Consider the following 26,774-nt stretch of genomic DNA (forward strand, 5'->3'; position numbering starts at 1 on the left):
CCTTTCCTCTAGTTAATTTTCGCCTTTCTTTTTTTCGTAACAAAATAAATAATAATCCCAATTGGCAGTACATAAATAAGAAAAATCATTCCTAAAAGCCAAACAACCGAAAAAAAGAAATCAAGATCACTGCATCCTAAAGTGCCGCAAAGCGTCGGTCGAAACCCTTTCTCAGCGGCATGAAACCAAAAGCCGAGCAGTCCAAAATAAGCAAAACCGACAGCATATAATAACCATGCCGTACCTAAAACAATTAATATGATTAGCTTCCACATTGACTTTACTCCTTTATGTTAATTGTTTTCTTCAATGTTTGTATTTTTTATAACTTCCTCTCTAAATACGCTGTGCTAGTTTATGTTTCTTACTTAATTCGACTATTTGTATAGATAAGATAACTTCGTATATAATACCCAAATAAATACATACTGGCGGTGAACAAATGCTGTGGCTTACTGTTTCACTAGTAGGATTATCGATTGTGTTTCTTACAATTCAACATGCTTACAAAGAAAATAAAGACATTTCAAATGACAAAAAGAAACGAGGAATATTCCTACTATTTTTTCTGATCGCCTCAGCTGCAGGCGAGTCCACGATTCTTTATCTTGGACTTTTATTAATTTTATTTGGAATGGTTAAAGCAAGCGGTCTGCTTTAATAATTGATGAAGGGAATACAGATGGACGTTATTTTTCAGCTTATTATATTTGCTGTTGTGTTAGGTGTACTAACTGCTCTATCGCAAGAAAAGAAAGAGCAATCAACATTAACTAGATTTTTTAGAAGCTTCCTCATTGGTGCTGGTGCTTTTTTATTTATCAATTTCATACTTGATTTCTTTCAGATCACACTACCTTCTGATCAAAGCGGCTTTCTGATCATCGTTTTTGTGGGTACAATAGTTCTTTCCCTGCTCATTCGATTGATAAAGAAGTAAAAAATAAATCGCGCTTCCTTAGATAACCTTCAACCCTAGTGATAATTAGCTTTATTATTTTTTGAGCTATTTATCTCGTTTAACTCATGCTTAGAAGAGGCTGACTGTATAAGCCACCCTCTTCTAATAAAAGTTATTTTATTTTCTTCTTAATTAACCGTACCGCCTGCTTGGATATAGCGTGCGTTAAATTCTTGTACAAATTGATTCGTAATGTCCGCATCATGAATAAATAACATATTTTCGTCATTAATATCGTTGCAGTTCGTACTCCAGTTTGTTGAGCCGACGATGACGGTTGGATCACTTGATGTATCGGCATCAATGAGCATTGTTTTACTATGCAGTTTGCGAGATTCCTGTGCAACATAAACCGGTGCAGGATTTGCCCAACGGATATTAGGGTTATTTGTGCTCGTTTGTGAAGTGGTTTCGCCTCTCATTTCAATGCTTGCAGACCACCATTGATTCCAGAAGCTTAAGTCAAACACACCTTTTACATCAAATCCTGTTAACGTTCCTTCTAGATCGTTGTATGAGCCTTCCCATTTGTACTTCAGCTCATCTACTAACGCTTGATCGCTCCAAGCAAAAATTGAAAAATACGTATTAATATCTGCTTCATTTTTTACAAGTTCGGTTAGATGTCCAACTGCATTATCGCCTGATGAAAAATAAATTTCTACTGGTGTACCGTTAATATTAATTGAATGTGTTGTATTATCCACTTTACGAGTGCTGAAGTTTGAAGTTATTTTATCAGGAGTCAACGTGCTGCTTCCCCACATTTCGTTAAATTCTACTTCATAAATACCCGCAAGAGCCGGCCAATTAATTTCAACAACGTGCTACTGGTTGCCGTCTAAAATGCCCTGCTCCATATTTTCTTCAGAGCCATATAAGCCTGTTACAGTAAAGTTCCAGCTTCCTGTAAATAACCAGCGGTCATCCACGATCGCAAATTTATTGTGCATTTGGTTGCCAGGTGAGTAGTAAGCGTTTTGACTTTTTTCTTCTGCATCTACAAATAGTCGGCCTGTTTGCATACTGCTTCCTACTTCAACGGTTACTTCTTGAATATCGTCTGCCGCTGCTGGAAGTCCGTAGCTTGTACGTGCTGTGCTGTCTTCCACGGCAAACATTGGGGAATCAGAAAACACAGTAATATCATCACTTGTTCCGATCACATTATCTTGACCGCGCACTAGTTTTTCAACATATAAACGCATCGTTTTAAAGCGTTCTGTATAGTGAGGATCTGTCGCGTCTTTTGAATCAGCAATCACACGAACGTCAACACCTTGTGCCGCTTTAGTGATTAAAGTATCAATAATACGTGGTAAGTTAATTTCATATGCTGCTAAATCAATACTTGTCGTGGCCGCATTTAAGCGGTTAATTAACGCATCCTCAAGATTTACATTATAATTTGCTTCATTACCTATTGAGGCATATTTAGTTAACGCACACTTATTAAAGTAAACATTAATAGCCCCTTCTAGTTCTGAAACATTGTTTAACTGCTCTGCGCCAGGTGTGCATGGTGTACCTGTTCCGCCGCTCCCTAAACCTGAACTGCTGTTAGAATTAGCTGCTTTCGGTGTTCCTAAGCCATATCCGTAATCATTTGTTGATGTGTTCCAGTTAGAAGCTGTTGTCCCGCTTACTGCTGCATCGGTTCTTTCCATGGACGATTTTGTGTTATTGTCACCTGCATGCCAAGCGTCTACTGAATCTACTAAACTTCCAGTGTTATCACGCAGTTCAAGATTTTCACCACTGTTTGATAGACTTCCAGTATAAATAAGATCTGCCGTTATATTTAGAACACTGTTATCGCTCGTTCTTTCTAGTAAATAGTAACTCTGTTTTGCAAGAACGCCTGATAAATTAATAGCCGGCGTGCCATCGACTGCGTTTAACGTCCATCCTGTTAAATCTATATCACTGCTTGTTGGATTATAAAGCTCAATCCATTCATCATTATAGCTTGTGGTTGTACCCATCCAAGCGATTTCATTAATAACCGCGCTGCTCGCTGCCGCATAAGCCTCTTTCTCCTCTTGAAATCCAGGCAGTAAAAATGAAAAAAGCATGCCGGCAATCAAAAAAACGTTTAAAGTTTTTTTCATGATGTTCGCTCCTTATGATATTAGTAAGTGAAAAGCTTTAACCTATGTACCAAAAGAAGTTTCTTGAAAACGCTTACTTTTTCACCTCCAGTTATTAAATTAGCAACATCACTAGTAAAACAAATGAATATTAACTGGAAATTAATCCTTTATTAAGTTTGTGTTAACACAAAACGAGTATTTTTTTGTCTGTTGAAATAATAAAACCCCTTCTGCAAGAACGCAGGTAGAGGTAGGTTTCCTTCATCTTTATATGTAACGCCTTTAATATGTTTAACTCTACTATACAAGTACATTCAATATGTTAAAGTAAAAACCCTTCGTTTTAAAGATAAACAGCCAAACCCTTGGTTGAATAAAGGTTTGGCTGCTTTTTTCTTCTGATATTGAGTTTAACAAAGTAAGCTTTTTGTTAAACTCATAAAGGAACGAGGATACTTTATCATTCTCGTTTTCCTATAGGTCCTATAATCAATGTGAAATAAAAGACCCTATTTAGTCTTTCGATAGATTCCTTTCAATCCCTATTTAACAAAAATTTTTAATGTGAATTGAATAATCTATCATAACACTTATATAACGGCATATGATAACGTTGTTGATCTTGGGGATATTCCTCCCTCAGCAAATAACTGAGGGGCTCTTTTAAATGGTAAGCAAACAGTTTTAACTTGCAACTATTCATCCGAAACGACCGATGCTCATCATAAAGGTTTATTAGCATCTAACGTATGCAGCCCAAACTATAATCAGAAGAATAAATAGAACAACGATGAACAGAAAAGCTGTTGGTTTCACATTCACGAATTTTTTCCTGTATTTTGACCAGTGAATTTACTTAATATAACCATTTTCAGTCTACATTTTCGAGAAAATGTAGACTGAAAATGGCTTGTTTCGAATAGCATGCTAGCTATTGAAAATCGCTGACCAATAAAGTTTTCCATCTCGTGATACGGCCACACCTCCACCGATACGATTTGATCTAGGGTTCAATATGACTTCTCTGTGCCCTCTTGTGCTTGCCATCCACGCATTAACTACTTCCATGGCACTTCCTCTCCTACAAGAAACATTCGCACCATAGCCTGCTCCTACTGGAATATTTCTGTCCTGTAACATTTTTATCTCTTTTCCATTGAAGGTAGGACTATAATGCTCACAATTTCCAAGAGTAGCCATGTCCTTTGCTTTTAATCTGGCTACTTGAGTTAAACGGGTGTCTATAGATAAAAGATTTCTCCCATATCTTTGTCTTTCTTGATTAATACGGTTTATCATTTCTTGTTCAAATATACCAAGATAGGAATAATAATGAGTTGGGTAAGGGAAAGGGAAAGGATATCGTGTAGAATAAGAGTAGTAATCTAAAGGGTAATAGTGAAAAATAGGTTGATACATGCTTGTCACTCCTTATTTATTAATTTCCTAATATTGTATTTATATCTGACCTCTTTGGGGGATTGTCCATATAAAATAGGCGATTACCTAAAGTTATCTGGAAATGTAAACTTTTTTATAGTCACTGAGTTAATTTAAACTGATTTTTAAATAAAAAAATCCTGTTTAACACAGGATTTGAACAATGTGTTGCTTTATAAAAAAGTTTGATTATTTTATGCTGTGTTTTAAACAAACGCCCCTTTAGTTAGAAGAAGATCCAAAGATCGTATGCATAATTTATACAAATCTAGTTAACATACTATCATCTTCTCGTAACCAAAAAAAACACCATGATTACGTCTGTAATCATGGTGTTTCTACTTTAACAAACTATCATTTTTGTTAAACTAGAGAAGGAATCGACAACTTTCTTATCAAATATATATCCGATAGAAAAATATGAAAAGAAATACGCCCAGGACCGACTTTAGTCAAATTCTGTATTTCATGTGCCGTTTACCACTTCATACAATATATTCCTTTTACATATATTATTTACTCTGATGGTGGGTATAAATCTGGAAAAAACTATCTATAGCAGGGCTAAAAATTTCAATTAACTCTGGACCATTATTTTGAATTTTACATATATCAACTTCATATATTCCCCATATACAATTTATCTCAAATAAAGGAGGGGTTTGTATGGAGGCGATGACAACATCTGGAGAGCTTGTTGTGAGTGTCTATCAAGAGGGCGACCTGGCTCCAATTCCCCGTGTACAAGTAGAAATTAGCGATATGAAAAGCAATGTCATTAGAAGGTTACAAACAGATGAATTTGGTAATATCCCAACAATCACATTACCTGCATTATCTAATCATAATACCCATAGTGAGATGGCGATGGAAGATCAGGCTACACAAGGTAAATATATTGTAACTGTTAAACATCCTAATTATGAACCAGTACGTCTTGAAGGTGTTCGAGTATTAGAAGGGTCCAAAGCCATACCAGAAATTCATCTTTCTTCCTTACGAAGTGAAGGATTTCCCGTAATTAAAACATTAAAACTAGAAGAACCTAAACCTTCTCTAGAAAAAATTGACCAAAATCCATATAACCTTTCAGAGTTTTCTACTAACCCACAATCTTTTCTTAATACATTTAATCTTTTTACTGAACACTATTATAGCACACACCCCCCTATTGGTCTTGTCATTCCTGAGACAATTCAAGTACATTTATTTCCTGAGCAAGGATCTACTGCCCCTGAACGTACTGTTGTTATGAAATTTGTTGACTATATTAAAGGTGTCGTCCATGAAGTGCTTGACGGATTTACTGAGGATGCAGCAATTAGAGCAAATATCATTGCTATTGTATCCTTCACTTTAAATCGTTATTACACAGAGCATTATCATAAACAGAATAAAAATTATCATATCACTAATGATAGGACGATGGATCAGGGTTATATAGAAAGGCCTACTGACCAAGAACCACTTGTAAGGAATACGGACGCTTTCTTTAGTCAGTATGTGCAATACCCAAATCACCGATATTTCCCTTTTTTAGCACAATCTTGTCCTTCGGGCTGCGCTAATGGAGAAAAATTGGATAGGGCTCTAAGTAGAATACTTGCTCAAGAAGGAAAAACACACACAGAAATTATCAAATATTTTTATGGAGAAAATTTTAATATTGTTTCCGCTGCTTTCATCATTATAAATAATGAACTATATACCTTTATAAGTCCGATGAAGTTAGGTGATTCAGGTGAAAGGGTACTATTAATTCAAACATATCTTGATGTAATTGGTAAAGATTATGGTATCCAAGTTTTTAAAAAAGCAATTGAAGAGAACGGACATTTTGGAGAAAAAACTGTTAAAGCAATAAAGCTTTATCAACAAAAGATTCTGAAATGGACCGGTGAAAAAATAACTGGGGTCGTCGACCAAGCAACTTGGTATAAAATTTTATCCCGTTATTTTGAAATTATTCATAGGCAAGAGCGCAACTATAATCCTACAGATACTCAAGATCAACATATTACATCTCTAAATCGTCCCATTGGAGCGACCAATTTACAATCAATTCACTCCAGATATATATGGCAAAAACCGATGTCTCCTCAATATGGTTTACTATGTAAAACGATTCCAACCCCATATGGGCCTAGACAATATTGTTATTATTCTTATTTTTATGAGATTTATAACCCGTACATGTACTATCAGTAAAAGCACATTTTTCACTTAGTTTCCTTATTTTATGAAAAAGGAGTGAATTGTGTGGAAGTGACTACAACAACCGGCGAGCTTATCGTTAGCATTTATCAAGAGGGAGACCTTTCCCCGATTTCTGGGGTCCAAGTAGAAATCAGCGATATGAATGGAAATATCATTAGACATCTACAAACAGATGAATTTGGTAATATTCAAACCATCACATTACCTGCTTTGACTAATAATACTCGTAGTGAAATTGCTGGTGGAGTCCAGTCAACGCAAGGCAAATATATCGTCACTGTAAAGCATCCTAATTATGAACCAGTACGTGTGGAAGGTGTACAAATATTTGAAGGTTCAAAAGCCATACCAGAGATACATCTTTCTTCGTCAAGAAGTGAAGAAATGGCTCCAATAAAAACGATCAAAATAGAGGATTCCAAACCTACTGGAGTAAAACGTCCTGAAAACCCTTTTAATATAGCAGAGCTTTCGATTAATCCGGAATCCTTTTATAATACTTATAAGTTTGCTAGTGGATATGAACCTTCACTCGATCCAGGATCTTTTTATAGTACCTATGAGTTTGCTCCTGAATCCGAACCCAGTCCACCCCCTCAAATCGGCCTTGTAATTCCCGAGAATTTAACATTACAGTTAGTTAGGAAAAGGATAAACGGCCGAATTAGGCCTGCACGTAAGATTGTTCTTCCATTCGTTGACTATATTAAAGGTGTACTCCATAAAGAGATTAATGGATTTACTGAAGATGAAGCAATTAGATCTAATGTGATTGCAGTTGTATCCTTTACTTTAAATCGTTATTACACAGAGCATTACCGAAGACAGAATAAAGAATATCACATAACTGATGATACAGGGGTAGATCAAAATTACGATGAGAACCATCTAGTTAATGCTCAAGAACCTCTTGTTAGAAATATAGAGGAGTTCTTTACCAAGTATATTGAATATCCGGGTAATCACTTCTTCCCATTTTTAGCGCAATATTGTAGTGGCACTAGAGGAGTAAGTTGTGCTTATAAAAAATGGTTAGAACAAACCCCAAGTAGAGCAATGGCAAACAGAGGTAAAACACACACCGAGATTATAAAACATTATTATGGTAGGAACTTTGATATTACTTCCGCCGCTCAAATCGTTATAAATAATGAAATATATAGCTTTATAAGTCCGATGAAATTAGGTGATTCTGGTGAAACGGTACCTATCATTCAACACTATCTTGATGTAATTGGTAAAAAGTACGATAAGGAAATTTTATCCGCAGCGATTGAAGAAAACGGGCAATTTGGTGAAAAAACTGACAAAGCAGTCAGACTTTTTCAGGAGCATTTTATGAGACTGTCTCCTGAAAAAGTAAATGGGGTAATCGATCAAAAAACTTGGTATGTCATTTTAACTCGTTACCTTACGATTATTAATAACAGAAATGAACGAAATGTTGAATCTACACCTACACATATTCCATTTGCTTCAAGACCTATTGGAAAGACTAATTTACAACGATCAAATCCACCTGGAGCTTTTTGGCCAAATCCTCAATATGGGTTAGTATGTAAAACGTTTCATACCCCTTATGGGCCTAGACAATATTGTTATTATACTTATTATTGGGAGATTTATCATCCGTACTATCAGGGGTAGTACCAGCGAAGTTGTCACCACCCGCAATAACGCGAAGTATTAAATTATAAATACTGGGTTAGATTAGCAAAAGAACATGAATTGCATGTACCAAAAAGAGGTTTAATTGAATATTGTTATATAAAAATTTTGTGACAATGTTTTGTTACAAAATATGTAGTCTGTTTCGTATCGACATCCCATATTGGAACTGTATCTAAACAGGTCCAATATGGTGTTCATTTTTAATTAACATAACATTATCTTCTCGGAACCAAAAAACACCTTGATCTAGTAGTGATCAAGGTGTTTTTAGTTTAACAAACTAACCATTTTGTTAAACTGGCGAATGATCCTTATTGTATTAAATGTTCTTTACTTTAAGAAGGAGTTATAATATTTATCTTAAAATTAATTTCAAGGGTAAAGGAGATGATTTTCGATTGTTACCAATTTATATACCCCCGTTACTTTTTGGCTTAAGGGCAATGCTTAGATTAAAATCAGAATATACAATGATAATGTTCAAATAGCCAAGGATAAAATATGTGTTGTTACTGATGTTATTGGATATAATCTGTTACACATCTATCATACTGCTGAAATTGTTTTAATTCCTTTATTGATAATGGAAACTATTTCAGTTCTGCAGCATGAAAACTAACTCTATATCTTTTTAACAAATTCAGATTTTAACTTCATTGCTCCAAAACCGTCAATTTTGCAATCAATATCATGATCTCCATCAACCAAACGTATATTTTTTACTTTTGTACCTATTTTTACGACTAATGAACTTCCTTTTACTTTCAAGTCTTTAATTACTGTTACAGAATCACCATCGTTTAAGACATTCCCATTTGCATCTTTAATAACCTTTTTATCTTCACTATTTTCAGCTTCTACTTCTAAAGTCCACTCATGAGCACATTCTGGGCAAACAAAAAGACTTCCATCTTCGTAAGTATATTCTGAATGACATTTTGGACAATTTGGCAAATCAAACATTATTTCATTTCCTCCATTCATTCTTATCAATTGTAATATATAAATCTATTAACAATGCAACAGTGACGTCTTGCTTTTTTACAAAAATAAGTCAACAGCATTACTTTTAAACCCTTTAAAATAAAAAGCTCAATGCATTGATCAAACGATACAGACAGCGTCTTTACAATTTTTTCGTTCTTGCTTCCCACATCTTTAAGTGAGCTACCGCCAACTTATACTCTTCTTTACTTACCTTTACGGGCTTCTCATTATAGTAGTAAACAAAATACTGCAGCTCGTTTTCACGAACATGGATACTGACACCTCGAACAATACTTTGCATATAAACCCCCTTCTAGCAATAAAACAAAAAATTAAAGCTCCTTTTCATCCTTGTTTTTCAAATGCGGCGGAGTTTGCGGTGTATCATCATAGTTATAAGTGTCAACAGTATGTTTATAAGAATAACCTTTGGAAATTGCAGCGATGCTTAAAACTAAAATAATCAGCATGACAATAATGGAAATGACAATAATGGCAACCAATATATTCACCTCTTTATATAATACAGAAGTTTTACTTTGATAATTGAACTTTTAATACACATATTTATTCTCTAAATAAAGTTCTAAACCCCCTATATCTCCTCCGATTTTTCTATAAGCGATTAACTTCTCAGCTGCAATCTTTCCTAGACTATCATCTAAATCCTGAATATTGATGAATGATGTAATGTTTACTTTATCCGGTGTCTTATCATCACGGAACATCTGACCAGGTATTTGACTCCAAAAATGTTCCCATTCATCAATTAACCCGATTTCACGAAAAAAGAACTTCTGTATTCCACATAACCATGCAGTACAAGATGTGTTTCTCTTTTGGCATCCAATTCCATTCTGTAAATAATCACACGCAAAACAACAAGAGTTACCACTTTCAATACAAACCTCACAAATATAGTGAGCACCTATTGACCTAAATACTTGTATTCCATATTGGATAACATCTTCTCTAGCCATTTCAATACTCAACTTATATTTTCCTCTTCAAGCTCTTCCAGTATGGAAATCGTATCAATTAAATGGTTATTAAAAATTTCCCGTGCAACAGCCAATAATGTCGTAAGTAGAGGATCTCTAAGGGAATAAATCACTTTTTTACCCTCTTTTACTCCAACAACAATATTTTTAGAGCGCAGTATGCTTAATTGTTGAGAGACGGCAGATCCTTCAGTATTAAGAATATATTGAAGTTCATTTACACTCTTTTCACCTTCTGCTAACAGCTCTAAGATGCGTATTCGCAAGGGATGTGATAAGGCTTTAAAAAAATCCGCCTTAAAATGCTGCATCTCACGATTCATTTCATGCACCTCTTTTATAATAAATTAATCATTTTATTAGAACTATATATATTCAAATATTTGAATATACTATACGTTACTACTAATTTAAATAAATTGCAACATAATTTTCGCCTCGAAAATTTCTTTTGACATTAATATGAAAACGATGTAAATTTTCATCATAGTATATTCAAATAATCAGATATATAAATATTTTAAAAAAGAAGGGTTGATTATGAAGCAAAAATGGTTTTATATTGGAAGACTTAGTGGGTATTCTTTACAATCACTGCAAAAGGATATTTTATCTGGTTTAGTCGTTGGAGTAATTGCTATACCGCTGGGTATGGCGTTTTCAATTGCTTCTGGGGTTAAACCTGAATATGGAATATACACCACAATAATTGCAGGTATTTTAATTTCACTATGCGGTGGATCGAAGTATCAGATTGGCGGACCTACAGGAGCATTTATTCCCATTTTATTTGGAATTGTCATGACTTATGGATATGAGAACCTATTAATTGCTGGTTTTTTAGCAGGTATTATACTATTTTTAATGGGAATCTTTAAACTTGGTTCACTGATTAAATTTATTCCAAGACCAGTGACTATAGGATTTACATCAGGAATAGCCGTAATCATTTTTATAGGTCAAATAGCTAATTTTTTTGGTCTTGCAGGTATAGAGAAACATGAATCATTTTTTAGAAATATAAGAGAAATTGTCGTTCATTTTCATACCATTAATTTTTATAGTGTTTTAACAGCTGGAATATGCCTTGTTACCGTTTTACTAACACCTAAATTTCCCCTAAAGATACCTGGTCCTCTTATTGGATTACTGCTTTCTACGTTCGTGGCGAGTTTATTGTATCCTAATCAAGTAGCGACAATCGGTTCAACATTCGGTGAAATTCCAAGTCATTTACCTCGTTTTGAGATACCGAATATTACTATTGAGAAGATTCAACAATTAATTGGGCCAGCTTTTGTGATTGCAGTACTTGGGGGAATCGAATCTTTATTATCTGCAGTTGTTGCTGACGGTATGACAAATAGCAAGCATAACAGCAATCGCGAGCTGATGGGGCAAGGTATTGCTAATATGGTCACACCTTTATTTGGTGGGATTCCTGCAACAGGAGCTATAGCAAGAACCGCAACAAATATAAAAAACGGCGCAGTCTCACCATTGTCCGGGGTGATGCATGGAATCGTTGTATTGTTCATATTAGTACTGTTTGCTCCTTATGCTTCAAGTATCCCATTAGCAAGTATGGCCCCTATTTTAATGGTAGTAGCTTGGAATATGAGTGAACGACATGCTTTTTATCATGTATTAAAAACGAAAACGGAAGATTCGTTTGTTCTAGTTGTAACTTTTTTATTAACGGTTTTTGTTAATCTTACAGTTGCTGTTGAAGTAGGTCTTATATTAGCTGTACTGTTATTTACAAAGCGAATGAGTGATATAATGGTAACAACAAAGGCACTGCCTAATCCAAAAAATAAGCATAAAAAAGTAGAAGCTCACATGGTGACAGATGCCCGCGACTGTCCTCAAATTAGTATTTATAATGTTGAAGGCCCTTTGTTTTTTGGAGCTGCTCAAGCGTTTGAGCAATCAATAATGAATACGATCAATTATAAACCGAAAGTTTTACTTTTAAGAATGGGGAAAGTTCCTTTTATGGATACAACTGGCGAATCCTATTTATCAAGTATTGTAAAAGGTTTTTCAAAGTATGGAATCGTATTACTATCTGAAGTTAAACCGCAGCCTAAAAGTGTTTTAAATAAGACTGGTTTATCTCATTTTATAGGAGAAGATCATTTTTTTAAACATACTGGAGAGGCAATAAATTTTGCGCTGAAACATCTAAATGAAGACAAATGTATTGGATGCAAACATTTTGCATTTAGAGAATGTACAGTCTTGTCTGGTACGCATAAGGACGTTGAAGAACAAAGACGAACAGAATTTACTACATCTTAATAATTGTATCTAGAAAGAGAGGGAATTAAATTGAACCTTGAAATGCAGCAGTTTAAAGCTGAATTCTTTAAAGCTCTTGCTCATCCTCTTAGAATAAGAATTCTTGAACTCTTAGCTGAAGGAGACAAAAATGTAAATGAAATTCAAAGTCTTGTGGGAATTGAAGGCTCTGCAGTTTCGCAGCAATTAACAGTGTTGAGAGCAAAAAATATAGTTACCGGCACTAAAGACGGTAATCGGGTGATTTATTCCTTAAGAGATCCAATGATTACTGAATTGCTCAGTGTTGCTCGTCAAATTTTTAATAATCACCTTGTTGATACGATAACAATGTTAGATAAATTCAATGATACAGATAATGTAGAAAAAGATAAAGAATGAGTGTAGATGGCAGTTTTCATATTATGTAGACGTTGCAAAGGTAAGGAAGTAAAAACAATAATTCCTTTTATAAAGTTAAAGTGCCACGTATGTAAAGACAAAGGTAGAATTAAGGAACTGAATAAGTAAACTACAGTTCCTTTTTTAGTTTCAGTATACATTAATGTAGTTACATTTATTTAATTTTGACGTGTTTCTTCCTATTATAGGGGTCCTGCCGCATGCCCATCAAGCTAACAACGTAAATGACTAGATACGAAATGATCCTTGTTTCAAAACTAGCCAGTGGCGGAAAAGTAGGCATGCCAAAAAAGCCTATCAAAATTCGATTTTTTCACTAGTCAGCTTGTCTATGCTTCACCGTCGTTTCATACACAACACCCAGAATATCAAAGACGGTCATCTTCTTATACCGATGACATTTACGACCGTTCTTTTTGAGCAGCTTATAAAGACGATGCAGAATTTTCAAAAGTTCTTCTGTGCCAACTGCTATCGCTTGAAACAGTAACGGAAAGTAATCTTTAATCATATAAATCGCTTTGTATTCACTCAGCTCCTGCTTTTTCTTTTCAAGCAGAATCTGTCGGACTTGAAACATCGTAGAAGAACAGAGGAGAATGCCAATGAGTTGTCCATATTAATGGCACTCTAGGCGTTCTCTTTTAATATTTTTACATTCATCAATTTCAAAGAATGACTTCCACGTTTTAAACAAAATCTCAATCTGCCAACGAAGCGAATACAATGAATGCACGTAGTTCGTCGGTACTTCTTCTAGCGACGTGTTCGTGATATATACATTCATGCCCATTAAACGTTTACTTTTATCCTTCATGACAATGCCTTTCTTCTTTTCACGTATCGCTTGGTTTTTCAGCCGTGTTTGCGTTTGATCGTCGGTTAAACGATGGATAATGACATGTGCTGGAAGCTTCTGATTTTGGCTAATGTATGCCTCGGCGATCTCCATCGTTTCACCAGGAGTTAGACCAGACATCATTTGTGTCATATCCAGCTGGATGTATTCTGTTTGCTTTTTTAACGTGCCATTTTTGAAGTATTCTGCTGAGGGTTCTTGATATACATGCGTGTATTCAGTTTTAACCTCGAGATATAGTAAGCCTCTTTATCATGAATGGCTTGTAAGTATCTTAAATCGAAGTAACCAAGATCACGCAAACATAAATCGCTTGCCTCTATGGTTTCAAGGCAGATGGTACCGTATGCTTTATCATTATTCTTTCCTGGCCCAAGTTGCACGTTAAGAAATTAACCACTCAGTAAATCATATTCCAATTGGATTTTCACGCCTGCCGTATTACTACTCCCACCTGAACCTTGATAGTCAGTGGCGAAATGATCAGGCAGTTGAAACACTGTCGCATCTAAAATACGGATACGATTGAAAGTAGAAATCATGTGTGCAGAAAGCGATTGATTTGAACAGAGTTTTTTTGTAAGAAGAGAGGTAAAGACTTCTCGAAGACATGCGACAGCTGCTGAATTAAAGCGTTGATTAAGTCCTTCTGGGCTCATCAGTACCCCAGTGTAAGCTTCCAATCGACTACACAATTGGGTAAGAGATGTGCTAGCGATTTCCTGACTGATCTATACACAAAGGGCAATGAGTTCGTTTGCTTGATACTTACTAGATCGCTGTACAAAGCCAACTTGTTTGGCGATGTCTTGTAGGACTACTGGGGATAAAAAGTATTGCAGCTCTTGCGCGAAAAGATTCAGTTCATTTGAAATAATAGGATTCATTAAAAACACCATCCTTTCTCGTAAACTACTTACGATAAGCATAGCGTTTTTTCATTTTGAGGGTATGATTTTAACTTCGCTTGATGGGCATGCGTATTCACCCGTATACGGAGTAATATGAACGATATTTCGTGTAACTTCTCTCGGGTTTGTCCGAACGGTTTCTTTCCATCCTTTTTCATCAGAAGCCGAATAAGAAGCATGAGCTGTAAATTGTTTTAATAAAAAATTGGCTCAGCCAACTAGACTATCATGACCACAACTCCATATAAAGTTTTAAGTGGAGAATACGTAAAAGGTGCTCTCTCTATTCAATTTGTCCAAAAAGTGCGGGATCTTTGTGTTTTGCAATAAAAAAGTGGTTCTTACGCACTTTTATTTTGCAATAAACAGGATCTTGACAGTTTAGTTCATATTAGAGAAAGTCTTCGTAATTTTCATTATATATTTTAACAAAAATATCCAATTTAATTGAAATCGTTCCTCAACAATCTCCCTCAATATAGAAGAACTTGTTACTCAAAAGGAAAAACTAGATGACTTAATTGCAGAAGACTATATAGATACTTTTTATCCTTCCCGATTTCATTTATAACTTATTCTCTAGAAGTACTTTTTATTAAATCATTTTCATTTCTTCCACTGAATCACCAAACTATTCATGCAAATCAAAAAGGATGTCCCATAAGTCAGAACAACAGACTTACAGGACATCCTTATTTTCATTTTCCATTTTCATTTGTGCACGCAAAGCTTTTTTATAAGAAAAACGTGAAATGATAATGCTTATTTCATATAACAACAACATTGGAACTGTTACCATCATATGTGATAACAATTCAGGCGGCGTAATAAAGCCGGCTATCACTAATAGTACAAAATAAGCATATCGCCGAATACTCGCTAAAAACATTGGAGTAAGAATACCTAAACGCGTTAAAAACATCACCACAATTGGCAGTTGAAACAAAATACCAAACGGAATTGTTATTCGAAAGAGAAATGAAAAGTATTCATTAATTCCGTATTGTTCTGTAATATTTAATTGCTCGGCTAATCTGCTAATAAAATGAATAATAAATGGAAAAAGAACAAAATATGCAAACAATAAGCCACCAATAAAAAGAATAACGCTTAAAGGAATATACCCCAATGTTACTTTTCGTTCATTTTCATAAAGGCCAGGGCTAATAAATGCCCATAACTGATAAAGCGCAACAGGCGACGTCACAATCACTGCCATTAAAAAGGCAAACTGCATATAGACCTTAATTGGATCTATCAATTTAAATGCATTCATTGGAATGCTTTGCGCTTCAGGAGCACTTTGCAAAAACACGATAATTGGCTGTGCAATAAATAATCCACCAATCATAGCAACGAGAAAGAAAGCGACTACAATAATAATTCGCTTTCTTAATTCACCAATATGCTCATAAATGGTCATTTTTTCTTTCATAAAACTCATCCTAACATCGACTATTCAACCTTAGTCGATTATTTATCTTGCTTTTTATTCGCATCATCATCGTCATCAGCAATCCCTTTTGTTGCATTTTTAAATTCTCTAAGAGACTCTCCTGTCGCTTTTCCAAGTTTAGGTAATTTATCAGCACCAAATATTAAAATTGCAATAAACGCAATAATCGCAATGCTCCCTGGTCCTAATGGCATCCTTATCTTCCCCTTTACGTTAATATAGGAAACTTATTGATACTGTGAAAGCCACTCTACTAACATTTCAAGATCATCTTCCTTTGCCTTACCGTCTTCTAGCAGCCCTTTTGGCATGCTTCCATTTCCTTTTCCGTTCACTAAAATATCACGAATTTCTTCTTTTGTATAGCGTGCACCAATATTGTGAAGGTTTGGACCGTCACCCGGCACACCTTCTAAATTGCCTCCATCACAGCCCATGCAGGAACGTAGCAGTACCTTAATTCTTGTTTCATCAATCTTAACAACTTCATTATTTTCTTTTGTTGGTTGCACTTCCTGCTTTTCTTTGACCTAACAACAACTTTTTCCTTGTTATACTATTTGAAGCATATCTCATTTTCTCAATTTTTCTAGGAGCGTAAAGTAATACGAATGGTATGACGGTAAGCAAAATAATAATTTCTACGATTGTGAAACTATCCATGATTACTTCTCCTCTCCTCTTTATCCAATAACAAATAAGCCTGTTATATACATAATGAGCAGTCCTGCAGCAATTCCAAGTCCTCCTGGTAAATCACTAAAGACGGCTTTATCTTTTTTAGACATCATTTTCGTAATTTCATAGATAACTTGGAAAATCGCTCCTGCTCCAATTGATAGGAACAATAATGCCATTACATTTGAATAGACAAATCCGCCAATCCAAGTACCGATTATGGCAGGACCTCCCGCAATAAGCCCTAGTAAAATTAAATGACTAATTAATCTTTTGGGTGTTTGATTTGATCTTGAAATTGGTGAGACGATCGCAAGACCCTCTGTTAAGTTATGAATCATAAATCCAATGATTAAAAAGGCTCCTAAACCTACTTCTCCGAGTGTGTATGCAGCACCAATTGCCAATCCTTCACCAAAGTTATGCAGTCCTATACCAATAGAAATCATATAAGCTAATGCTAATCGTCCACTTATGCTGCTTTTGTCACTTAACGTACCAGTCAATCTATTACTTAATGCTGTTAATACAAATACACTTGCAAAAATGCCAAAAACAATTAATGCAATTCCCTGTAATGCACCAGCAATCCCAAGGGCAATCTCTAATGACTCTTCAATAGCGTCAATCGCAAGAAATGCTAAAAGACCAACCGTTAAACTTAAGAAAAATTTATAGACGCGATCATTCACTTTTGCAAGGAATGGTTTCCATAATAGTCCTAAGAGAACTGGAATCACCCCTACAAACAGACCAATTAAAGAAAACATTCCAAATGTATTCGCATTTGGTGTCGGACTTAATGTTGCTACTTCTACTTCTCCTGCAAACGTTGATCCGATCGATGATACTGCTACAATCTCATATGGCTCTTCTTCTACCCAATGATATGGAATTGTTAAAGTAGCTGTTTTAAGACGCGGAATCACATTTGTCGGCTCCGTCGAATAATTGACATACGCTTCGTTTACTGAAACTTGAGCAATTGTCAAATCTTCATGTCCTGTATTTCGTACTTTCGCCGTAATTTGCCCTGGTTGGAGCGTAATTTGTTCAAATGTTAACTCTTCAACAGGCGGACCGCCAGCTCCAAAGAATGGAAGGCCTATTTTCACAATTCCAAAAAGGATTACGCCAAGTATAAGTACTGGTAAAATGCCAAAAAGCCATGTTTTCGCCGGATTTGGCCGTGAATGAACAGATGGTTTTTGATTATATTCTAAATTTGCCACTTTATTTCTTCCCCCCTTAAACGTGATCGTTTTTATTCCACTACATCAAATATTCCCATCCAGCCTAATTCTGCAAATTCTGATTGATGGGCATGGAACATAAATCGCCCTGGAAACTTAAATTCCCACTCTAAAATACCGCGCTGTCCTTGGCACTGAATGATAGTATCAGTCAGTTCAAACTGCTCTAAATTTGTGCCTGTTGGATAATATCTGAATACATCTCCATGAAGGTGAAACGAGTTAATTAAATCGAACTCCGTCATATTAGATAGGTAAATACGTAAAGGCTCACCGACTTTTACTTTGATTGGATGATCAGCATGATAATTGGCAACACCATTTACTGTATAAAATTCATTTTCTCCGTCAAAATTAGTATCAAAGCCATTCATCACCATCACCATTTCCTTTGCTTTTGACCTCGGTTTTTTTGGATCGATGATAAATGTACCGTATAACCCTTTTTCAATATGTTTTTTTAACGGCATCGCGTGGCAGTGATAAACATGCATACCAAACGGTGCAGCATCGAATTCATACGTAAACGATTGACCTGGTGCAACAATTTCAAATACGCCATCCATTTTCCCCGGATGTATGCCATGAAAATGAATCGTGTGAGGATGACTACTTTTATTTACAAAGTAAATTTTAAGATGGTCTCCCTCTGTACAGCGAATCGTCGGACCCGGTACGCTGCCGTTATAAGTCCACGCTGGATAAAAGACTCCAGGTGCCACTTCTATTTCTTTATCCTCTGCCACAATTTGATACTCACGCTGTGTTTGCCCATTCGGAAGCGTTGTTATCTTTCCGTAATCAAAATTCGTCAAAAATTTCATAGGATCATAGCCATGACTCATTTTTGATGAGTTTTTCCCATTTGTTAAGGGAGTACTTTGATCATGCGTGGAACTTGCAGAGGTACCTCCATGTGCAAGTACCGTATTTTGTAATCCTCCTGGAAGGTAACTCATTGCTGCTAAACCTAGTGCTCCAAGACTTCCTGCCTTTAAAAAGGAACGGCGTGAATAGACGTTTTCCTTTTCTGATTTTGTGTTCATTTCCGTAAATTCCTCCTTATTTTGGTGTTTCATGTCCACACCTCCCATAGTAAAGAATCAATAAGGTCTTTTATTTACAATATGCCTATTTTTTTATCTGATGCATGTGTATTTCACAAAACTATGTTTTTTTCCCTTGTGCAACTTTTATTGTAGATACCTTATTGCTATTTGTAAAGAAGAATTTTTATATTCATCTAAATATTTTTACCTAATGCAAAAATTAATATATACTAATAACATATTACCGAATTCTGACACGGTAAAAGTAACACTATTTTTTTACATACATATAATTTTCCTAAAGAATGGCTTCTGTTCATGATTATATAATTGATGAAAGAGTGAAATTTATGTTTAAGAAAAATAGTATTCATTTAATCATTGTTATAGTTTTCTTAACACTATTCACAACACTATTTTTGTGGTATAAGTCCTCACCAATATTTAGTCAGGAAATGATTCAACAAGATACAAGTAAAGTTCATCTGAATATCGAATTAACAGAATGGACAATCACACCGACGAAAATAACGCTTAATAGTGGAGAAGTCGTAGAACTTTCCATCATAAATAAGGGATCATATCCACATGATCTTGTGATTCCAGAACTTGATTTAAATACAAGAACACTTTCACCAAGTGAAGAAGAGAAAATTACATTTGAAGCTGATGAATCGATAAATATTGAAACATACTGTTCACTTCCTGGACATAAAGAATCAGGGATGACTGCACAGTTATTGATTAAATAACAACACGATAGATAAGTTAGATCTCCACTTAAAATGAAAAGAGGGATTAAATGAAACCAACACCCAGTATGGAAGATTATTTAGAAAAAGTTTATCTATTAATAAAAAATAAAGGATATGCTAGAAGTGCTGATATGGCATCCCTTTTAGATGTAAATCCATCATCTGTTACGAAAATGATTCAAAAGCTTGGCGAGATGGGATATATCAATTACGAAAAATACCGAGGTATTACTTTAACCACAAAAGGAGAGCAAGCAGCAAAAAGTTTGGTAGAAAAACACCAAATTCTTGAAGAGCTTTTACGAAGAATTGGTGTTGATGAAGATAAAATTTATCATGAGGTAGAAGGAATTGAACATTATATCAGTGATCAAACTGTAGAACGCCTCTCAAATCTTATAGATTTTTTTAATAAACATCAAGCCATTCAAAATTCTTTTATGAACTTTCGAAATAATGAAAAGAAACATTTTTAACAAAAAAACGTTCCTTTCCTTTATCCCTTGAAAAATAATTTTTCCCGCATCTGAGCTGTTTAACTTATTGAAATAGTTAACATTCAATATTTCTCCTTTGGTTAGCTTTCGATCAGCAGGTAATTTTTTTAGTGATATGCTGCTAGGGCAGTAGTATGTGTTCCACCATAATCATTATATATATAAATCAAGATATCATCCTCTTTGCTCATTTATAATTACCTATTATCACCATTATTCATACATTAATTCAAAAAGACCCCTTTAAGTCAGACATGAAGAGGAACCTTAATATTACCGTTTAATTAGAAATTGATCCTTAATTCCTCAGATACTACATTTTCTTCTATTTATTTTTTAATTAACAATAATTTCTATTACATAGACAAGCGTTATTTGTAGATTATATGGTTTAAAAAGTTAGTTGCATTTAAGATAACAGTCCGAACACAAATGCAGCAAGCAATTGCGAGAACACATTAGCTTGTATTCCCTTGCCCGGAAAACACAAGACCAAAACGCTAACTAATCGATACGTTACTCCATCAAACCTAAAGCTTTATACTCGCGATATGTTACACCACCAGTAATAGGTAATGTATTTTCCTTCTGAAATTTTTTCATACCTTGTTCTGTTTTAGAATCATATATCCCATTGATTTCGCCACTATAATGTCCGATTGCTTTTAACCTTTGTTGAACTAGCTGCACTAAATTCCCTTTAGAACCTAACGATAAATTTTTTAATTCCCCTTTTCCAGTCCCAGTTATAGGCCCATCAATATGTACAACAGTTCCTATAGGAACCATTTCGTATAATTTTTCCACATCATCATTAAACATTCGAATACAACCACTGCTAACATTTTTACCAATTAAGCTTGGTTTATTTGTACCATGGATTCCATATTTCCCCCAAGGAACGTTCATTCCCAACCATCGTGTTCCAAACCCTCCTCCCCAACCTTTAGATTTTTCTATAATATTAAAAGTTCCGATTGGAGTAGGAGTATTTTCTGTACCATGAGCAATAGAAAAACTTTCAATTACAATTTCATTTTTCATTAACATTAAATGACCAGACCATAAATTCACATAAATTTTCATATCCTCATTTTTTTGGGCGGAAATGTCATCTCTTGAAAATAACACAGTAAAAATAAGTACCATGAACAATATCATAAGAACTCTTTTTCCAAACATTCCTTCACCTCTATCATATAAAAAAATACTATGTAAACTCTTTAGTAACAGATAAATCCATGCGCCATTGATCTGTTACAGCATTTCTTTTAAAAATAAAGTTGACATTTTTCTTTATTGTTCCTATCCCCTCTTTATAAAATTCGACTTTAACAAGCCTTTCAGCGATGACCAATTCTGCAACTTCTTTTTTTGGTGTAAAAGAAATCACTTGAATTCCTTTGATATTATTTATTTTGTTTATTACGCTATCAATATCTTTTAGTTCATTATTGAAAAAAAATCATTTTTAATAACTCATCATCTGTATTATTAATTGCAACCATAAACACATTCAATAATTCATAAGGTGTAGCTTTTTTAAAATATTCTTCTATTTTTCCAGCTGCTTTTAAAACCATAAGTTGGTGTGACAAATCAGGATTTTTAGATCGATGTGTTGTACTTCCCCAAAAATGAATACAAAAATGACCTGAAAAACCATTTTGAAGTACTCCTCCCCCATGAGGCATGCCATTCATAGATGCTGCGATTAAATGATCATTTACTAAAACTAAAACTGCTCTTCGTCTCCAACTCCATTGATCATTATAGACTTTTTTCATAATTTCAGTATCTTTCTTAGTTAATGGTTGCACATCTGCATGATTACTTCCGGCCCTTCTTTGGACATTAAAACTTTTTCCTGTTTCTACATCAATGATCTGAAATTTTGATTGTTTTGGTATTATTTTGTTTACTTCTTCCCAAGACGGCATCTCTATACGAAAACTTATTGGAAAAAAGGGAACTTCTTTCTCGAAAGCATAAGTTGGCTCATTTTTTATTAAAGAAAGTACAATTATACTTATAATCAAAAGAATGCCTTGTTTTTTCATATCCCTAATCAACTCCAATTTAAAAGTACAAACTTATTTTGTACAATTTTTCTTAAAATACATTTAGAAATATGTATTTGGGGTAAAGATAGTATCCGCCAGTTCGGTGTTCAAAAGTTATCTACCCATTAAATTGTAATTGATCAGGTCTTTAGATATTTTTCAAACAAAATTACATGACAAAATTATTCGTTTTTGTTACATTGATTGATTTTCTATAAAGAAAAAATAACTTAAGGGTCTAGTTGCTGTTGTATAGATCAATAAATGAAAGAACCTCCCTACCACAATCATGTAATCACGAATTTGCACATGATGATATTTAATAGATCTTCCATTCCAATCATACTCTTGAAAGGAGTCTACGGATACCGATATTTGCTTCGTAAACATATTTTTCACAGAGATAACAACATAGCTTATCTCTCATACATTTATTATTTTGAATAGGTTTGAAATCCTGTTTCCTTATCAAACAACATGCAGAGATTTGCTCTCTGTTGAAGTAAAATATGCTTTTATGGAGAACTTTCCTTATTTATTTCAAAGTTCAACGTGATTATTTTAAAAATAAATGTATATAAATCTATCAAACTGGCAAAACTGATAATGCATTCCCCCATTCTGAAAAAGCATCTTCCTCTTTTGTGGAGGTAGATGCTCATTTTTTGACTTATTTCTTCCTATTATATAGGTTATTTTTTACGTTCTTTCATATTCTTGTGACTGCTAGAATAAAGTGGTTCTTACGCACTTTTGGTGATGACCTCAGTTTCTATTATTCTGATAAAATAGCTATAAAAGAGGTTATTGCTATGATTGTAAGTTCTCCATCATCAGATTTTGATTCCGTTACATTTAATTGAAGATAAAGCTCGTTATCTTATGATTTATAAGTCCTCTTCTTCATCATGTACTTGTCCGACTTGTGGGAAAAAATCAAATCGTACTCATAGTCGCTACACTCGATTCATTCAAGATTTACCTGTTAATGAGAAAATCGTTTATCTTCAAGTTCAAGTCCGGAAATTCTTTTGTACCAATGTTTACTGTGAAAATATAGTATTTACAGAACGTTTTTCTTGGGTGGAACCTTATCAACGTCGCACGAAGCGACTACATAAAGTTTTAGTTAGATTAACTCTTTCAAATAATTGTTTAGCTGCTAGTCGAATGGTAAACCTTTTTCACGCAGCCATCAGCCATGACTCACTGCTTCGGTTCATTCATCAAATTAAAGTTCCTAGCTATTCTCAGCCAACTCGAGTTGGAATTGATGATTTTGCATTTAAAAAGCGAAATCGATATGGTACCTTGATCGTCGATCTAGACAGTAAAAAACCAATCGATGTATTAAATAGCCAAGATGGAACCTCTGTTCAATCATGGTTAAAGAAGCATCCATCGATCGAACTTGTAAGTAGGGATGGATCTAAAACGTATGCCTCGGCGATTACAGAAGCATTGCCCTCTGCTATCCAAGTTGCTGATCGATGGCATCTTTTAAAAGGATTATTTGATGCACTAAAACAAACACTTCTTGATTATTTACCATTGAAGTGGACAGAGAAAAGAAGAGTGGATTCAACAGAATCTAAAAGTATGGCTTCACCAAGGAAGTCTGATCAAATGCGAGAAAAGAACGCAGATCAAAAATGGGAGCTCATCTTAAACGTCCAACGATTCTATCAAGAAGGTAAAAAATTGCAGCGATTGCACGTCACTTTCATATCAGTCGAGCAACGGTTTACAAGTATTTAAAGCAAAATAAACGCCCTGATTTACGTCGTTCATCAATCAGTGATTCATTTTTATCAACAATTCAATCACTTATTTTTGAAGGTTACGTAACTGATTTTATTGAAAAAGAAATTAGAAAAGAGGGCTATTCTGGTTCTCGTTCTACATTAAATGCTGTTGTTGCTCAAATTCGTCGAGAAAGCAATGATCAGTACATAACTGAGACTGTTTTGCGCTCAAAATTACTAACAAAGCTTTGGAAAGAAGAGGATTTTAACGAACTGATCCAAGGGGTACCAGATGCTTTCCTAGAAGCTTTTCCAAATATAAGGATGATTCATGAAGTGGTTCAGGCTTTTCTATCTTTAGTGCGCAATCGAAATCATTCAGACCTAGAGACATGGATATCTAACTATCAAGAAGTGAACCTTTCAGCCATTCAATCATTTATTAACGGCATCAAAGCTGACATCGATGCCGTAAAACATGCCTTATATTAACCTTGGAATAATGGCATTTTAGAAGGGCAAATCAATCGTTTAAAAACAATAAAGTGCATGATGTATGGTCGTGCAGGGTATACCCTATTGATAGTTTAGTAAACAACGATCCATCCATCTCTTTCTGTTTATTTAGAAGGTCTTGCAAATCATCGCGTCAAAATAAGATGTAAAATAACAAGAGTGTAATTTTTACATTTATTTTACACTTTTTTTAATACTGATTTTGCTTGAATAAAAAATAAAGGATTATACATTATTAGGCAGGATTATATGTATGATCCTTTTTTCATCAAACGCGATTTATAAGTTGAAGAAAGACGATAACCAATTAAGGTATCATCCTTTAGTAAATTTCCTACTGAACAGTATGGTTGTACTATTCATTAATACACTTTAAATTGTTTATTTATTTTGATTATAGTTAATCCTTTATTACAAACCCATTGTATTTTATTAAGGAAGGGAATAGTTGATGGTAATTCTAATTATTTAAACTGGACATATTTTAAAGAATCCAGCTGCAACAATATATTATGTCTTCTAGTTTGAATACTCTCTCTTTAACTTTAGTAATGAAAATAAGCCAAAACTATGGAACTCTGTATAAAAAGCTACATAATATCGGCTTAAAGGATTTTATAGAAGATTAGCTTTTCGTTACATTAACAGAGCCTTTCTAATTAAAAATTATAGGAAAAGTAAATGTTACGAAAGCTGCCCAAAGTCCGTAGACAGGCAAATACTTAGTAACAGCATCTTGGATAGTTAAAGCTCCGGATTTGTTTTGTAGAAAACGAATATAGGAGAACATAATCCAAATTAGATTTGCCCAGATAAGTATGTTTACTCCTAAAACAGCAAGTCTATTAGGCGTAATCCCATAAGAAGAAAGTCTGAACACGATGGCTGACAAAGCCACACTGTCAATGATAAGCGCAAGAACAATTAAAGCAAAATTTATATAATCTGAAATGTTCTTTTTCTCGTCTGAGTCGCTTTCGGTAATGGAAAATATGGTAATGGCCAATACACCAAGGAGTATTCCGTTGAAAGCTATCAGGAAATTGCGGTCCAAGAATGGATTTTTCCCGACCCATATAACCGTGATAAGATAGACCAACAATGTAACCAGGACAAGAGGACTAAAAATTTTAGCTATATATGGTGTAATATTCTTAGCAAGTTTAAGATTCATTGATACCAGGTATGCAGCCACAATAGCGAGAGCAGCAGCACCAAATAAAACGACATTACTAAAATAGAAGTCTTCTATATCCAAGCCAACAAAGCTAAATAACTGCATGGTTAATGCTGCTAGCACCATCCCGCTAACTGCCATGCTGGCGTAGAGAATACAATATTCCAAATTAAATTTAATATAGGCTAACCTTGTACTGCCTTTTGAATATTCATTTCCTGTAAATGCAAGCCCTACCAATATCCATAAGAATATGGGAAGGTGTAAATAAGCAAGGATAATACTGTCTTTATAATTTAATGGCAGCATATTAAGATAAAACCAGGAAATTAGGAACAACGCTGCAAGGGAATAAATAACACTTTTTTTCGGAGTATTATTGTAAACAAAATAGGCAGCAATAAAGGGAATTATACCAAAGGCCAGGTTAATTGGAGCAATTGTTTCCTGTTCGACAAAATGGAAAATGATCCTGGTGGTTATCCCGGCCAGAATGGCTAAAATGCCCATGAATAAGAAACCTTTTTGAAGCAAGGAAGATTTTTCTGTGTTTGCCGTCTCCTTAAAATGCAATCTTTCATACCAAACGCCAAGAACCTGAGAATCAGGATTTTGTTCCCATGCGTGTGAGAATGACTTTTTAAAAGCTTTGGGGTCTTTTCTATACATTCTCTCCAGCTCATGAGGTTTAGCAATATTTTCAATAATCAAATTGTTAATGTCCATGGTTATATCTCCC

At 34.6% G+C, this 26,774-nt stretch carries 30 protein-coding genes and 2 pseudogenes; 10 read left to right on the forward strand and 22 right to left on the reverse strand.

Features of this window, described 5'->3' with window-relative positions; translation table 11 throughout:
* Positions 1-8: 8 nt before the first annotated feature.
* Positions 9-275 carry a hypothetical protein gene (locus tag DS031_RS10325; RefSeq protein ID WP_113805999.1) on the reverse strand — a complete coding sequence of 89 codons (267 nt, stop codon included), beginning with the start codon at positions 273-275 and terminating at the stop codon, positions 9-11.
* A gap of 167 nt (positions 276-442) precedes the next feature.
* Between DS031_RS10325 and DS031_RS10330 the strand changes: the two genes are divergently transcribed.
* Positions 443-661, forward strand: a complete 219-nt coding sequence (locus DS031_RS10330; RefSeq protein WP_113806000.1) for a hypothetical protein — start codon at positions 443-445, stop codon at positions 659-661.
* Positions 662-682: 21 nt separating this feature from the next.
* Positions 683-940, forward strand: a complete 258-nt coding sequence (locus tag DS031_RS10335; protein ID WP_113806001.1) for a hypothetical protein — start codon at positions 683-685, stop codon at positions 938-940.
* A 149-nt stretch (positions 941-1,089) separates the two neighbouring features.
* Here the strand turns inward: DS031_RS10335 and DS031_RS24120 are convergent, their stop codons facing one another.
* From DS031_RS24120 to DS031_RS10350, 4 genes are all read right to left on the reverse strand, one after another.
* On the reverse strand, positions 1,090-1,710 hold the full coding sequence (locus DS031_RS24120; RefSeq protein WP_245947331.1) for a phospholipase D-like domain-containing protein: 621 nt from the start codon (positions 1,708-1,710) through the stop codon (positions 1,090-1,092).
* Between the two features lie 78 nt (positions 1,711-1,788).
* The gene (locus DS031_RS24125) at positions 1,789-3,072 is read right to left on the reverse strand and encodes a phospholipase D-like domain-containing protein (protein WP_245947332.1); all 1,284 of its coding nucleotides are present in this window, start codon (positions 3,070-3,072) and stop codon (positions 1,789-1,791) included.
* Positions 3,073-3,789: 717 nt separating this feature from the next.
* Complete coding sequence (locus DS031_RS24655) at positions 3,790-3,876, reverse strand: YjcZ family sporulation protein (protein WP_181833110.1); 87 nt, start codon at positions 3,874-3,876, stop codon at positions 3,790-3,792.
* Positions 3,877-3,981: 105 nt separating this feature from the next.
* Positions 3,982-4,473, reverse strand: a complete 492-nt coding sequence (locus tag DS031_RS10350; protein WP_113806003.1) for a CAP domain-containing protein — start codon at positions 4,471-4,473, stop codon at positions 3,982-3,984.
* A 687-nt stretch (positions 4,474-5,160) separates the two neighbouring features.
* Here DS031_RS10350 and DS031_RS10355 point away from each other — a divergent pair.
* On the forward strand, positions 5,161-6,702 hold the full coding sequence (locus tag DS031_RS10355) for a peptidoglycan-binding protein (protein ID WP_113806004.1): 1,542 nt from the start codon (positions 5,161-5,163) through the stop codon (positions 6,700-6,702).
* A gap of 51 nt (positions 6,703-6,753) precedes the next feature.
* Positions 6,754-8,358 (forward strand): peptidoglycan-binding protein, encoded by a 1,605-nt coding sequence (locus DS031_RS10360; protein WP_113806005.1) that lies wholly within the window; start codon positions 6,754-6,756, stop codon positions 8,356-8,358.
* A 645-nt stretch (positions 8,359-9,003) separates the two neighbouring features.
* Here the strand turns inward: DS031_RS10360 and DS031_RS10365 are convergent.
* The 5 genes from DS031_RS10365 to DS031_RS10380 form a co-directional block, all read right to left on the reverse strand.
* Positions 9,004-9,345: a zinc ribbon domain-containing protein YjdM gene (locus DS031_RS10365; protein ID WP_113806006.1), complete on the reverse strand. Its 342-nt coding sequence runs from the start codon at positions 9,343-9,345 to the stop codon at positions 9,004-9,006.
* A gap of 163 nt (positions 9,346-9,508) precedes the next feature.
* Positions 9,509-9,670, reverse strand: coding sequence for a hypothetical protein (locus tag DS031_RS23620; RefSeq protein ID WP_181833097.1), 162 nt, complete (start codon positions 9,668-9,670; stop codon positions 9,509-9,511).
* Positions 9,671-9,701: 31 nt separating this feature from the next.
* A complete protein-coding gene (gene ytzI / locus DS031_RS10370) occupies positions 9,702-9,881 on the reverse strand; it encodes a YtzI protein (RefSeq protein WP_425451959.1) in 180 nt (59 codons plus the stop codon).
* A 42-nt stretch (positions 9,882-9,923) separates the two neighbouring features.
* On the reverse strand, positions 9,924-10,361 hold the full coding sequence (locus tag DS031_RS10375) for a DNA mismatch repair protein (RefSeq protein ID WP_113806008.1): 438 nt from the start codon (positions 10,359-10,361) through the stop codon (positions 9,924-9,926).
* Positions 10,358-10,693, reverse strand: coding sequence for an ArsR/SmtB family transcription factor (locus DS031_RS10380; protein ID WP_113806009.1), 336 nt, complete (start codon positions 10,691-10,693; stop codon positions 10,358-10,360). Before DS031_RS10380 ends, DS031_RS10375 begins: the two co-directional genes overlap by 4 nt.
* Before the next feature lie 217 nt (positions 10,694-10,910).
* Between DS031_RS10380 and DS031_RS10385 the strand changes: the two genes are divergently transcribed.
* Both DS031_RS10385 and DS031_RS10390 read left to right on the forward strand, forming a co-directional pair.
* Positions 10,911-12,674, forward strand: a complete 1,764-nt coding sequence (locus DS031_RS10385; protein WP_113806010.1) for a SulP family inorganic anion transporter — start codon at positions 10,911-10,913, stop codon at positions 12,672-12,674.
* A gap of 30 nt (positions 12,675-12,704) precedes the next feature.
* Positions 12,705-13,055, forward strand: a complete 351-nt coding sequence (locus tag DS031_RS10390; RefSeq protein WP_113806011.1) for an ArsR/SmtB family transcription factor — start codon at positions 12,705-12,707, stop codon at positions 13,053-13,055.
* Positions 13,056-13,392: 337 nt separating this feature from the next.
* On the opposite strand, the pseudogene DS031_RS24435 reads toward DS031_RS10390, so the two are convergent.
* The 7 genes and pseudogenes from DS031_RS24435 to DS031_RS10420 form a co-directional block, all read right to left on the reverse strand.
* Positions 13,393-14,822: pseudogene (locus DS031_RS24435) on the reverse strand (IS4 family transposase).
* 703 nt (positions 14,823-15,525) lie between these two features.
* Positions 15,526-16,281 carry a twin-arginine translocase subunit TatC gene (tatC, locus tag DS031_RS10400; protein ID WP_113806012.1) on the reverse strand — a complete coding sequence of 252 codons (756 nt, stop codon included), beginning with the start codon at positions 16,279-16,281 and terminating at the stop codon, positions 15,526-15,528.
* A gap of 38 nt (positions 16,282-16,319) precedes the next feature.
* A complete protein-coding gene (tatA, locus tag DS031_RS10405; RefSeq protein ID WP_113806013.1) occupies positions 16,320-16,496 on the reverse strand; it encodes a twin-arginine translocase TatA/TatE family subunit in 177 nt (58 codons plus the stop codon).
* A gap of 33 nt (positions 16,497-16,529) precedes the next feature.
* On the reverse strand, positions 16,530-16,814 hold the full coding sequence (locus DS031_RS10410; protein ID WP_113806014.1) for a c-type cytochrome: 285 nt from the start codon (positions 16,812-16,814) through the stop codon (positions 16,530-16,532).
* Positions 16,792-16,965: a hypothetical protein gene (locus DS031_RS23625; protein WP_181833098.1), complete on the reverse strand. Its 174-nt coding sequence runs from the start codon at positions 16,963-16,965 to the stop codon at positions 16,792-16,794. The genes DS031_RS10410 and DS031_RS23625 overlap by 23 nt, the downstream gene beginning before the upstream one ends.
* Positions 16,966-16,985: 20 nt before the next feature.
* On the reverse strand, positions 16,986-18,212 hold the full coding sequence (locus DS031_RS10415; protein ID WP_113806015.1) for a ZIP family metal transporter: 1,227 nt from the start codon (positions 18,210-18,212) through the stop codon (positions 16,986-16,988).
* A gap of 32 nt (positions 18,213-18,244) precedes the next feature.
* On the reverse strand, positions 18,245-19,312 hold the full coding sequence (locus DS031_RS10420) for a multicopper oxidase domain-containing protein (RefSeq protein ID WP_245947336.1): 1,068 nt from the start codon (positions 19,310-19,312) through the stop codon (positions 18,245-18,247).
* A 320-nt stretch (positions 19,313-19,632) separates the two neighbouring features.
* On the opposite strand from DS031_RS10420, the gene DS031_RS10425 reads away from it, so the two are divergent.
* Both DS031_RS10425 and mntR read left to right on the forward strand, forming a co-directional pair.
* Entirely contained in the window at positions 19,633-20,034 is a 402-nt protein-coding gene (locus DS031_RS10425; RefSeq protein WP_181833099.1) for a cupredoxin domain-containing protein, read from the forward strand.
* 50 nt (positions 20,035-20,084) lie between these two features.
* Complete coding sequence (gene mntR, locus DS031_RS10430; RefSeq protein ID WP_113806017.1) at positions 20,085-20,513, forward strand: transcriptional regulator MntR; 429 nt, start codon at positions 20,085-20,087, stop codon at positions 20,511-20,513.
* Here mntR and DS031_RS10435 read toward each other — a convergent pair.
* From DS031_RS10435 to DS031_RS10450, 4 genes and pseudogenes are all read right to left on the reverse strand, one after another.
* Positions 20,427-20,704: pseudogene (locus tag DS031_RS10435) on the reverse strand (DUF3189 family protein). The gene mntR and the pseudogene DS031_RS10435 sit on opposite strands and share 87 nt — an antisense overlap.
* 346 nt (positions 20,705-21,050) lie before the next feature.
* Positions 21,051-21,716, reverse strand: a complete 666-nt coding sequence (locus DS031_RS10440) for a L,D-transpeptidase family protein (RefSeq protein ID WP_113806018.1) — start codon at positions 21,714-21,716, stop codon at positions 21,051-21,053.
* 28 nt (positions 21,717-21,744) lie between these two features.
* Positions 21,745-21,927 carry a hypothetical protein gene (locus tag DS031_RS10445; protein WP_113806019.1) on the reverse strand — a complete coding sequence of 61 codons (183 nt, stop codon included), beginning with the start codon at positions 21,925-21,927 and terminating at the stop codon, positions 21,745-21,747.
* Positions 21,928-21,985: 58 nt separating this feature from the next.
* Complete coding sequence (locus DS031_RS10450) at positions 21,986-22,594, reverse strand: hypothetical protein (protein WP_113806020.1); 609 nt, start codon at positions 22,592-22,594, stop codon at positions 21,986-21,988.
* A gap of 885 nt (positions 22,595-23,479) precedes the next feature.
* On the opposite strand from DS031_RS10450, the gene DS031_RS10455 reads away from it, so the two are divergent.
* The gene (locus DS031_RS10455; protein WP_181833100.1) at positions 23,480-24,355 is read left to right on the forward strand and encodes an ISL3 family transposase; all 876 of its coding nucleotides are present in this window, start codon (positions 23,480-23,482) and stop codon (positions 24,353-24,355) included.
* Positions 24,356-24,564: 209 nt separating this feature from the next.
* Positions 24,565-24,834, forward strand: coding sequence for a hypothetical protein (locus DS031_RS10460; RefSeq protein WP_113806022.1), 270 nt, complete (start codon positions 24,565-24,567; stop codon positions 24,832-24,834).
* A 679-nt stretch (positions 24,835-25,513) separates the two neighbouring features.
* Here DS031_RS10460 and DS031_RS10465 read toward each other — a convergent pair.
* Entirely contained in the window at positions 25,514-26,761 is a 1,248-nt protein-coding gene (locus DS031_RS10465) for a DUF4153 domain-containing protein (protein WP_113806023.1), read from the reverse strand.
* Positions 26,762-26,774 lie beyond the last annotated feature (13 nt).

The organism is Bacillus taeanensis (assembly GCF_003318295.1).
GTDB lineage: Bacteria > Bacillota > Bacilli > Bacillales > UBA6769 > Maribacillus > Maribacillus taeanensis.

Bases quoted from the DNA above. Each gene is read 5' to 3' on its own strand.
- DS031_RS10325 (WP_113805999.1), bottom strand. From the start codon at position 275: ATGTGGAAGCTAATCATATTAATTGTTTTAGGTACGGCATGGTTATTA.
- DS031_RS10330 (WP_113806000.1), top strand. From the start codon at position 443: ATGCTGTGGCTTACTGTTTCACTAGTAGGATTATCGATTGTGTTTCTT.
- DS031_RS10335 (WP_113806001.1), top strand. From the start codon at position 683: ATGGACGTTATTTTTCAGCTTATTATATTTGCTGTTGTGTTAGGTGTA.
- DS031_RS24125 (WP_245947332.1), bottom strand. From the start codon at position 3,072: ATGAAAAAAACTTTAAACGTTTTTTTGATTGCCGGCATGCTTTTTTCA.
- DS031_RS10350 (WP_113806003.1), bottom strand. From the start codon at position 4,473: ATGTATCAACCTATTTTTCACTATTACCCTTTAGATTACTACTCTTAT.
- DS031_RS10355 (WP_113806004.1), top strand. From the start codon at position 5,161: ATGGAGGCGATGACAACATCTGGAGAGCTTGTTGTGAGTGTCTATCAA.
- DS031_RS10365 (WP_113806006.1), bottom strand. From the start codon at position 9,345: ATGTTTGATTTGCCAAATTGTCCAAAATGTCATTCAGAATATACTTAC.
- DS031_RS23620 (WP_181833097.1), bottom strand. From the start codon at position 9,670: ATGCAAAGTATTGTTCGAGGTGTCAGTATCCATGTTCGTGAAAACGAG.
- DS031_RS10380 (WP_113806009.1), bottom strand. From the start codon at position 10,693: ATGAATCGTGAGATGCAGCATTTTAAGGCGGATTTTTTTAAAGCCTTA.
- DS031_RS10385 (WP_113806010.1), top strand. From the start codon at position 10,911: ATGAAGCAAAAATGGTTTTATATTGGAAGACTTAGTGGGTATTCTTTA.
- tatC (WP_113806012.1), bottom strand. From the start codon at position 16,281: ATGAAAGAAAAAATGACCATTTATGAGCATATTGGTGAATTAAGAAAG.
- tatA (WP_113806013.1), bottom strand. From the start codon at position 16,496: ATGCCATTAGGACCAGGGAGCATTGCGATTATTGCGTTTATTGCAATT.
- DS031_RS23625 (WP_181833098.1), bottom strand. From the start codon at position 16,965: ATGGATAGTTTCACAATCGTAGAAATTATTATTTTGCTTACCGTCATA.
- DS031_RS10420 (WP_245947336.1), bottom strand. From the start codon at position 19,312: ATGAAACACCAAAATAAGGAGGAATTTACGGAAATGAACACAAAATCA.
- DS031_RS10425 (WP_181833099.1), top strand. From the start codon at position 19,633: ATGTTTAAGAAAAATAGTATTCATTTAATCATTGTTATAGTTTTCTTA.
- mntR (WP_113806017.1), top strand. From the start codon at position 20,085: ATGAAACCAACACCCAGTATGGAAGATTATTTAGAAAAAGTTTATCTA.
- DS031_RS10440 (WP_113806018.1), bottom strand. From the start codon at position 21,716: ATGTTTGGAAAAAGAGTTCTTATGATATTGTTCATGGTACTTATTTTT.
- DS031_RS10450 (WP_113806020.1), bottom strand. From the start codon at position 22,594: ATGAAAAAACAAGGCATTCTTTTGATTATAAGTATAATTGTACTTTCT.
- DS031_RS10455 (WP_181833100.1), top strand. From the start codon at position 23,480: ATGATTTATAAGTCCTCTTCTTCATCATGTACTTGTCCGACTTGTGGG.
- DS031_RS10465 (WP_113806023.1), bottom strand. From the start codon at position 26,761: ATGGACATTAACAATTTGATTATTGAAAATATTGCTAAACCTCATGAG.